The organism is Sulfurihydrogenibium sp. (assembly GCF_027448985.1).
Classification (GTDB): domain Bacteria; phylum Aquificota; class Aquificia; order Aquificales; family Hydrogenothermaceae; genus Sulfurihydrogenibium.
Window position 1 is genome coordinate 1 of sequence record NZ_DAIDMN010000060.1, and the last position, 8,585, is coordinate 8,585.

Annotated in this window: 12 protein-coding genes; 1 reads left to right on the forward strand and 11 read right to left on the reverse strand. The window is 35.8% G+C overall.

Going from position 1 to position 8,585, the window contains the following annotated elements; genetic code table 11:
- Window positions 1–147 precede the first annotated feature (147 nt).
- On the forward strand, window positions 148–855 hold the full coding sequence (locus NE054_RS05860; RefSeq protein ID WP_297889738.1) for an acyltransferase: 708 nt from the start codon (window positions 148–150) through the stop codon (window positions 853–855).
- Between the two features lie 81 nt (window positions 856–936).
- Here NE054_RS05860 and NE054_RS05865 read toward each other — a convergent pair whose 3' ends face one another.
- From NE054_RS05865 to NE054_RS05915, 11 genes are all read right to left on the reverse strand, one after another.
- Complete coding sequence (locus NE054_RS05865; RefSeq protein ID WP_297889741.1) at window positions 937–1,221, reverse strand: PAAR domain-containing protein; 285 nt, start codon at window positions 1,219–1,221, stop codon at window positions 937–939.
- Window positions 1,222–1,249: 28 nt separating this feature from the next.
- Entirely contained in the window at window positions 1,250–1,651 is a 402-nt protein-coding gene (locus NE054_RS05870) for a phage baseplate assembly protein V (RefSeq protein WP_297889743.1), read from the reverse strand.
- Complete coding sequence (locus tag NE054_RS05875) at window positions 1,648–2,661, reverse strand: hypothetical protein (protein WP_297889746.1); 1,014 nt, start codon at window positions 2,659–2,661, stop codon at window positions 1,648–1,650. Before NE054_RS05875 ends, NE054_RS05870 begins: the two co-directional genes overlap by 4 nt.
- Window positions 2,646–2,852, reverse strand: a complete 207-nt coding sequence (locus tag NE054_RS05880) for a tail protein X (protein WP_297889749.1) — start codon at window positions 2,850–2,852, stop codon at window positions 2,646–2,648. Before NE054_RS05880 ends, NE054_RS05875 begins: the two co-directional genes overlap by 16 nt.
- Entirely contained in the window at window positions 2,849–3,385 is a 537-nt protein-coding gene (locus tag NE054_RS05885; protein WP_297889752.1) for a phage tail protein, read from the reverse strand. Before NE054_RS05885 ends, NE054_RS05880 begins: the two co-directional genes overlap by 4 nt.
- The gene (locus NE054_RS05890) at window positions 3,385–5,841 is read right to left on the reverse strand and encodes a phage tail tape measure protein (protein WP_297889753.1); all 2,457 of its coding nucleotides are present in this window, start codon (window positions 5,839–5,841) and stop codon (window positions 3,385–3,387) included. The genes NE054_RS05885 and NE054_RS05890 overlap by 1 nt, the downstream gene beginning before the upstream one ends.
- Before the next feature lie 314 nt (window positions 5,842–6,155).
- Window positions 6,156–6,416 (reverse strand): hypothetical protein, encoded by a 261-nt coding sequence (locus tag NE054_RS05895; RefSeq protein ID WP_297889755.1) that lies wholly within the window; start codon window positions 6,414–6,416, stop codon window positions 6,156–6,158.
- A gap of 2 nt (window positions 6,417–6,418) precedes the next feature.
- On the reverse strand, window positions 6,419–6,937 hold the full coding sequence (locus NE054_RS05900; RefSeq protein WP_297889757.1) for a phage major tail tube protein: 519 nt from the start codon (window positions 6,935–6,937) through the stop codon (window positions 6,419–6,421).
- Between the two features lie 10 nt (window positions 6,938–6,947).
- Window positions 6,948–8,210, reverse strand: coding sequence for a phage tail sheath subtilisin-like domain-containing protein (locus NE054_RS05905; RefSeq protein ID WP_297889760.1), 1,263 nt, complete (start codon window positions 8,208–8,210; stop codon window positions 6,948–6,950).
- The gene (locus NE054_RS05910; protein WP_297889763.1) at window positions 8,200–8,400 is read right to left on the reverse strand and encodes a hypothetical protein; all 201 of its coding nucleotides are present in this window, start codon (window positions 8,398–8,400) and stop codon (window positions 8,200–8,202) included. The genes NE054_RS05905 and NE054_RS05910 overlap by 11 nt, the downstream gene beginning before the upstream one ends.
- A 2-nt stretch (window positions 8,401–8,402) precedes the next feature.
- A partial coding sequence (locus NE054_RS05915) for a hypothetical protein (RefSeq protein WP_297889766.1) occupies window positions 8,403–8,585 on the reverse strand: 183 nt, incomplete at its 5' end.

The window sequence follows — 8,585 nt, forward strand, 5'->3', positions numbered from 1 at the left end:
TTACAAGATTTAGATTACTACTTAAAAGAATTAGAAAAAATAATAGAATTATGTCCTGAGAATATAAAAGACTTTTTAAAAAAGATAGTTCCATTTTATACTGATAACAAAGATTGATTCCTATTTATGGTGAGGTTATTAAAAAGTATGTTCAAAGTTTTCAAATTTATTTATAAGATATTTAAATTTGATGGAACTGTATTTCAACATTCTTTAGAATATAATCCGCACTTAGATGGATTAAGAGGAATTGCTATACTTTTGGTTATTTTATTCCATTTCTTTCCTTTTAGATTTTCCTTCGGATTTATAGGAGTTGATATATTTTTTGTATTATCTGGGTATCTAATAACATCTATAATTATTACAAAGTCTAATAAAAATACTTTTTCTTTCAAAGAATTTTATAGAAATAGAGCACGAAGATTGTTTCCTGCTTTAATATTAGTCTTATCTTTTTCATTAATTATTGGATATTTCTTTTTATTACCTGAAGAATTTATGAATCTTGGTAAACATATTAAAAGCAGTGCTCTTTATTATCAAAATTTCCGATTAATAGATGAAGTTGGATACTGGAATAAAGAAGCTATTTATAAACCTCTTCTACATATATGGTCACTATCAATTGAAGAACAATTTTATTTTATATGGCCTTTATTAATTTTTTTTCTTTATAAGAAAAATAAGTTAAACTTAAAAACATTTCTCTTAATAGAATCTTTATTATTTTCTTTGTCAATATTTCTATTTTTAAAATATCCAAAAATAATTTTTCAAAAATTCGGGACACCTTTTCGAGAAAGTGTGGGAAATAAAGGGTTTTTTCGGGACGGCTATTTTCCTTTATTATAAGGATATTCTAATAAATATATTTATATGTGTCCCGAATTTCTGAAACAAAATTGTCCCGAATTTCTGAAAAATTGTAACAATCTATCCAGCAAAAACATTAGGACTTCCTTCACACATGGTATCTCCACATGAGATGCTGTCTCCTACTCTACAGACGGGTTTACTGTTTATAAAAACAGTGTTTGAGCCCAAACTTGCCACCCCATCATGGCAGACAGGACCGCAGCAATGCGTATCCCATGCATCTCCAACTCTATGAACTCGTTTTCCGTTTACAAACACATTAGGAGATGCTTCTGTGTTTGGTCTTGCTGGAAAGCATCCATGCCCGCAACTTTTGTCTCCAAGCCTTACAATTGCTGGCATCTTTCACTCCTCTTTACGGGTTTAAATTTTACGGGTTTAAATCAATTCTTGTTCCTACAATTTTTATGTTCCCTTGTGCCACAATCTCTACATCTCCTACGCAATTGATTGAAAGCTTGTGAGATTTTCTGTCATACTCAATCGTAGTCCCATCTTCAAACCTTATATGATACTTATCCTTGCTGACAACTGGCACTGTATCTTTTTCGTTGTAAATGGCTCCAAGCACAAAGCCCTGTTCTATTCCATGCTCAAGGAAAGCACAAAGCACTTCCTCTCCAATATCCGGAAGCCAGTAAAACTTGTCTTTTTGGGACTTATTCACAATTATAGGAAGCCAATATGTCACCACCCCGTCATTATCTTCAAGTTGAACCCTACATCTGCAGGTTTTCTCATCTACTGCTACGACTTTACCAACTTTTATCATTTCTTCTGAGCCTCCTGTGGGTTTCTGTATAGTTCAAGCTCCGTGGTATATCCGTTCCGTGTAATCCTGTGTTCCGCTCTTGCTATGTAATAGACCCTGTCAAAGGCTCCAAAACCTTTGACTTCTACATTCCCGCCTGCATATAGTTCTGGAATACCTACACAGACTAACCGAGCTTTTATCTCTTTCATTTCGTTTAGAGTTTTCTGTGCTTTTGCTATTTTTTCTGCTTGAGTTTTGTTTTCAACTCTTACATTAACTTTCTTTACATCCCCGCTTGCTTTAACTTTTGTTTTTTCTTTTGATTGTATGTTATCTTTTTTATCAACATCCAAGTAAACAACTTCTATATTCCCTTCGTAAAGGGAACTTGCTTCAAAAGAGAAATCTATTACATGTTCTCTTGTAAGAGTGTATATCGTATTTGAAGAAAGCCTTTCGTTTAAACTCCTAACAATTAGCTTGTTATCTGCAACCTTGCATATGTATCCGTATTTCTTACAAATCTCAGACAAAAATTGAAGGTCCCTTTTCTCTTGTTGTGTAATTCTTGTAAAAGCTATATCCTCTCCTGCAAAGTCAAGCTGATAGCCTTGTCTCTTTGCAATTTCTTCTGCTATCTTTTTCAAGCTTGTATTTTCAAATGCAGTAGTTTTAATAGTTCTATACGATGATTTTACATCTTTAGCTAAAGCTTTGATTATAAATATATCCCCATTCCTACTTGCTCTGTATGTAAAACTATCTATAAAAAAAACTCCAGCATTCCTGATGCGTTCTTCATAACCAAATTTCACTTTTAGACTTGAACCCCTTGCAGGTGGATTATTCCGGAATATGCCTTTTGCATCCTCAACCTCTATCTCTACATCATCTGACTCATCCTTTTGCAATCCATCGTTATCCACATATTTGAAAGAAATCAAAAAGGGCACAATCCAGGTAGACACATCCTGATTGTTCAATTCCACGTATAGATAAGGTTTTGGGACTATTAATCCCTCTGCCATGGTGGGCTCACCTCTGAAGCTTCATCTATATAGACAATCGGTACCTTTAATTTTTTGCCACTTGGCAAAACTGAATAGTGTTTTAAATCCGGATTGGCTTCAAGCAAAACCACATAAAGATAAGGGTCTCCATAGAACTCCCAGGCAAGTAAATCCCATCTATCTCCATCCTTAGTGATATATTCTTTCATTGTTTCCTCTGTATTATTTCATGATATTGGTAGCCGTCAGGGTTTGTTTTCTTTGTAATTATTTTTTCTGCGTTTTTTTTGTCTTTTGTTGTTGCATTGTTCTTGTATTGTTTTTTTTGTTTTTCTTTTTTCTTTGGTGTTGTATTTTTTTGTTCTAATTGCTTTTCTATGTATTCAAGTAGTTCTATATTGCAATCAATTACAATTGGTTTTCCAAAAACGTCTATTTGTTGAAACTCCGCATTTATTTTTTTTATTACAAAATCTCCGACGACTGTGTTTGCAATTATAAGCTTTTGGGCTGTTCCTTGTTTTGCTATCTCTTGAAGTTTTTTATATTCTTCAAGTGGATTGCAAAATTCTCTGTGAAAGCGTATAGCAATGTTTATTTCCCGTAGTTCTGTCCCCATAAACTGAAGGCTTGATGGTGGGAGGATAGTTTGATGTTTTGCATATATGTATTCTTGATTTTCTGAGTGTTGTTTGTATGATGTTATTTCAAACACTATATCACCGATTGATGCATACTGCATCAGTATGCCCTCCTCATTCTTTCGTTTTGTATTTTATCTAAAACTTTCCGGATTTCTCTTTCAATGTCCTGTGCGACTACCTTTGCTTCATCAGTAGTCATTTTGCCTGTTATATGTACACCGCCAAGATTAATAACAATGTTCGTAGAGCTTGTAGAGGCTTTTATTACAGGTTCAAGGACTTGTTTTACGGGTTGGATTAATGGTTGAGTGAAAGCTTTTACAGGTTCAAGGACTTGTTTTACGGGTTGGACAAGAGGACGGATAGAGGTGGCTTGAGATAAAACATTTGAAAACTGATTAACGAGTGGAGCTGGCTTAATGTTTTCTGCTATTGTTTCAATAAGCTTAATTCTGTTAATATCTTTTAAAGGTCCTTCTTTGGCTGGGCTAAAAGGTAGTAGATTTCTGATTTTCTGTGTTATTTCTTTGAATATCTGCACAGGCTTGTTTGCAATGGATTTGATACCTTCCCATAGGGAATTCACTATTTTTTGTCCTGCTTGGAAAAGGTTTATCCCTGACACAAACTGAATAAGTTTTTGCAAGGCTATAATAGGGGCTGTGAGAGGGTTAATCATAAGAAAGACCTGTAAAACCTTCTGCCAGTTAGTTTTGAGCCAGTTCCAGACTGAAGACAATGTAGTTTTGAGCCAGTTCCAAAGCCAGACTAAAGCTTTTATAACCTTATCCCAGTTGCGATATAAAAGATATCCTATGGCAATCAAGGTTGATATTCCTGCAATAATAAGTCCTATCGGAGAGGTAATCCAAGCCAAAGCCATTGCTCTCAGGGCTATAGTTTTGAGTTTGATTACACCAACAAGTTGAAGCATTGAAAGTTTTGCCCGAAGTAAAAGGAAATCCAGTGTTTTTAACCAGCCAGTTGAAGTGGTGCCTGTTATTGCCCATTTCATAAAGGCAAGGGCATTTTGGAAAATGGCAGTTGTTAGTCCTTTTACAAGAGCAATTCGCATAAACCATATAAAGGGAGCGAATGCAAAGGCAAAAAGTTTCATCATGCTTGCAACTACTATCCCAACCGCTCCAAGCACAGCTAAAAAGCCTACAAAACCACCAACTGTATAAGTAAGCACCTTTGAAAGTGTTTGATGCTTGCTTATAAAGTCCGCAATCTTTCCTATAAAGTTGTTCACTGTATCCATAAGTAATTTCATAGATGGTGCAACAAGTTCACCAATTATGGCTGCAAGGCTTGTCATTGTTCCTTGAAGGGATTCCCAAATGTTGGAAAAGGTGTTAAGTGTTTTGTTAATCCTATCCTGAAGGCTTGCCTGCTCATGCATAGCTTTTGCCATCTCTTCAAGACCGCTAAATCCTCCAAATTCTATTTGTTTTTTCATCATTTCATATTCTTCCGGACTAAAGCTATCTTTTATTGCTTTTAAATATTCCAGCGCCTCTTCTTTTGTTTTACCAAGCAATGGAGCTATGGCACGCATACCTTCTCCATCAAAAAGTGTTTTTAAAACTTGCATTCTTTGAAGTGGGTCATTAATTGCACTAAGTTTGTCTCTTATGGTTATTAAAAACTGTTCAAGTTTGAAAGCTCCATTTTCGTCCAGAAAATCTTTTGTACTAATCTGTAAATCTATTCCTTGTTTTGAAAGTTTAGCTACATTTTCATCAAGATTAATAATGTTTTGCAAAACTGACCTAATTGAAGTTCCTGCTGTTTCACCTTTAAGTCCGAGTTGACTTAGTGTACCAATCCATGCCCCCATCAGTTTAAAAGCGTTAATGCCTGTTATGCCAAGTTGATTAATCTCAGCTGAAAAATACTTGGTTGAATAAGCTATTTCAGTAAGTGTCAAACCTGATGCAAATTTAACTCTTTGTAGTTGGTCTACAAAATCCATAAACTGATTTGCAGGAATTTTGAATGCGTTGGCAAACTCTTGCATGTATTCTGCTGCTTGTTCGGGAGATACCTCTCGCTTGAATAGGACCCACGAATAAGATGCACCTTTTAGGACTCCTTCTGCTATGTCCTTAGCGCTCATACCTGCGGATTTTAGGGCTGTTGCAACTCTGTAAAAGTCTGCGGTAGTACCCGGAAGTTTTGTTCCGAGCTCATCTACTATCTTGTTTATCTTTGAAATTTCTTCTGGAAGGCCTGTCCGTGTCATAAAAGCTACTTCCATTTCTGTGCGAGCAGATTCCATCTCTGAGAAAGCTCTAAGTGTTTGTGTTATACCTGCCAATGGAAGGGCTGTTGCTTGTGCTATCTGAGATGAAAAGTTCTCAAATTTTTCTGATGTTTCCCATAAGGTTTTAGGGTCAAAGGCTTTTTTAAAGGTTTCTCCCAGTTTGGTAAGCCCTCTCTGGGTCTTTTCTATATCCTGAGAAAACTTTGTGAGGTTTTCCCTTACCTCAAAAAGCTGTTTTGTGAAGTTATCTACCAGTTGAAGTGCTATTGCAATTTTGAAGTCCATGGTTTATCCTTATAAGTATGCCTTTTGTGTTTGGTATCATGTTAAGCATTTTTATAGGTTATGTTCTTGGTGGGCTGGTTATTTTCCTCGTTCCTCTTATTGCCTTTGGTTATCTTTTCTATGTTCTTGGTAAGCCAGCAATTACACGATTTATTGAAAAACAAAGGCAAAAGAGGAAGATTAGAAAACTCCTGAAGGAAAGGCTTAAATATCTTCGTTGAGTTTTTCATAGTATTCATTAAGAGTGTTTGCCCAAAATAAAAGCTCCTCGTAAGACATGTTAGAAAGTTCTTCATATCTAAATCCATGCTTTATCATGCTGAGGATACTCTCTCTGCTAACAAAGGGGAGTAAAACTCTGTAAAAACTCTTATAAGTAGCATTGCATCTTGTATAGGAAGTTCATCAAGAGTGTCCTCTGTGATAGGCTCTCCGTTAATTGTAATCAGCCTTGTTATCAATAACCTTATGATATCAGCAGGGTCTGTTGCATTTCTGTAAGCCCAAAATAAATCTCTTCCTTTACCTTCTTTTATAACTGCAACTTTGCCGTTCGAGAGTTTTATTTCTTTCATGTTTATCCTCCTATGGCTGTTCTGTAGTCTTGAAGTTTATCTTGTCCATTGACTTTGTAAATATTGTTGAGAGTATCTACTTCTACGATTTCTTGTCCGTCTATTTCTAATTTGAAATACAGTACTGAAAGTGTAGCTTCTGATTCTGCACTATCTCCTCTTTTGAATTTTCCGCTGTCAAATTCTTTGAAAAAGCCTCTAATTTCAGCTTTAAGAGATGATGTTTTTGCTACTCCTTGCTGTGTCCAAACTTGATATGGTGCTCTTACTATTACTGTTCTTGATGTGAATGGGTCTGATGCAATTGAGAGAAAATCCGGATATGTTGAGTTGAATCTTATTTTTGCTTCCATTTTATCAATTCCAGTTGGAAGTTCAGAAGCACCGTATAATCCAAGTGCTTTTGTGTCAGCAAATGTGAATTTTAGTTTCGGTAATTCTACTTCTTCCGCTTTTGCTATGAAGTCAGTCCCATCAATGTAAACTCTTGCGTTGAAAACTTTTGCTATTTCTATAGCCATAGCTTACCTCCTACCCGGTTATTTTTTTCAAGAGTTCAATGTTTATAACTTGTTCAAATGTAATTCTTTCAGCAGGAGTTGGTGGCATGATTTCGTATGTAAAAGTGAGATGTCCAAGGGCTAATTTGTCAGGTGGGTTTTTGTCTTTCATAAAATAGCATTTGCCATCAACAAGAGCTCCTCTTCCAATGAGTGTTCTTATGAAAGCATTTACTGATGATAGAACTCCATCAATTGTTATTGTAACTGGTTTATCTAAAAACTGCATTGTTGAATATTCTATTGATTCTGCAATTATGTCTGCTGTTCTTCTTACTGATATAAAGTTCTTAGGGTCTGTTTTTGTAGGCCATGCTGCAGAGCGGTTGCCCCAGACTCTATATCCTGTTCCAAAAGCATTGAAAACTGTCACTATCCCATTTTCATTAAGTATGTTTGCTTCCGTGTTTGGGTCGTTGACACTTGCGGTTATAGGCCTTTCAATACCTATGATGCCAAGAATTTCTCTATTGGAAGGGCTAAACCAATAGCCATCTTCATGGTCAGTTTTTGCTATTACTCCAGCGAGCCTTTGGGAGAAAGGTTCAATTCTTTCAGAATTGGTTGCTGTGTCATAAACTTTCAGATGAGGATAGCAGATAACAGCTCTATACGAAGAAGTGTTTAGTTGACCTCCTACTCCTCTTGCGTTGATAACTTGCTGAACTGTCATACCAGCAGGAGCATCAATAAGAGCAAGAGCCCTGCTTTTTTCTGCGAGAGCTATCATTTCAGATGCAACAGCTGGTGATTCACAATACACTGGAGCAAGTATAAGTTTTGCGGTAAATCCAAATTGTGAATAAAGCTCATCTATTATTTTCAATCCTTTTCTTTTTCCGGTTGTGGAATCTATGCTTCCAATTACATCAGCAGAAGTAACTTTGGAAGGGTCAGGCTGATTATTTTCGTTTTTATGCACTCTTGGGTCAAAAACATTGACAACAATGATAGTGGTTCCGCCATGGTCAAAGATTGCATTAAGTGCATAAGGAATAGTATAACCAGAAGTTGGTTCTCCGAAAAATTTTACTCCATCGTCTCTATCAAGAACAAGTATAGGCTGGTTGACAAGTTGGTTATACCAGTCGTTTTCGGAAATGCCTGTTGGTTTTGTCAGATGGATAGGAGCAGTGCCAATCACAACCACTACCGCAGATTTTACTTCTCTTACGGGTATTGGTCCTTTCAAAACTTCAATAGTTTCTACTCCATGCAAGTAATTAGCCGGCATTGTTTACCTCCTTTTTTGATTTTTTTGGAGTGTCATCTGTTATCAGTGGTTCAAGATATTCTAAACCTACATAAGTTTGCACAATTTCAGCTGTTTCCGGAAGTTCTATTTCTTTTTCAGGAAAAAGCATGTATTCCATACCATCAATTACTAAGATGTTTGGATAGTCCAACTTGACTTTATATTTCATTTTTAACCTCCTTGATAGTATTCAGAAAAAATATCTGACTCTTGATTTTCACCTTCATAGGTTGTAATTCTTCTTGTTATTGGTTCTTCTTCTGTGTAGTCAACTGTGTGTATAGGTTCATATAGACAATGAGCATCTACCTTGATAAAATAATCAAACAAAATAGGAGGTAGATAAAATGAAAG

Coding starts and splice junctions, on each gene's coding strand:
- NE054_RS05875 (WP_297889746.1), bottom strand. CDS start 2,661: ATGGCAGAGGGATTAATAGTCCCAAAACCTTATCTATACGTGGAATTG.
- NE054_RS05905 (WP_297889760.1), bottom strand. CDS start 8,210: ATGCCGGCTAATTACTTGCATGGAGTAGAAACTATTGAAGTTTTGAAA.
- NE054_RS05890 (WP_297889753.1), bottom strand. CDS start 5,841: ATGGACTTCAAAATTGCAATAGCACTTCAACTGGTAGATAACTTCACA.
- NE054_RS05865 (WP_297889741.1), bottom strand. CDS start 1,221: ATGCCAGCAATTGTAAGGCTTGGAGACAAAAGTTGCGGGCATGGATGC.
- NE054_RS05885 (WP_297889752.1), bottom strand. CDS start 3,385: ATGCAGTATGCATCAATCGGTGATATAGTGTTTGAAATAACATCATAC.
- NE054_RS05860 (WP_297889738.1), top strand. CDS start 148: ATGTTCAAAGTTTTCAAATTTATTTATAAGATATTTAAATTTGATGGA.
- NE054_RS05880 (WP_297889749.1), bottom strand. CDS start 2,852: ATGAAAGAATATATCACTAAGGATGGAGATAGATGGGATTTACTTGCC.
- NE054_RS05910 (WP_297889763.1), bottom strand. CDS start 8,400: ATGAAATATAAAGTCAAGTTGGACTATCCAAACATCTTAGTAATTGAT.
- NE054_RS05870 (WP_297889743.1), bottom strand. CDS start 1,651: ATGATAAAAGTTGGTAAAGTCGTAGCAGTAGATGAGAAAACCTGCAGA.
- NE054_RS05895 (WP_297889755.1), bottom strand. CDS start 6,416: ATGAAAGAAATAAAACTCTCGAACGGCAAAGTTGCAGTTATAAAAGAA.
- NE054_RS05900 (WP_297889757.1), bottom strand. CDS start 6,937: ATGGCTATAGAAATAGCAAAAGTTTTCAACGCAAGAGTTTACATTGAT.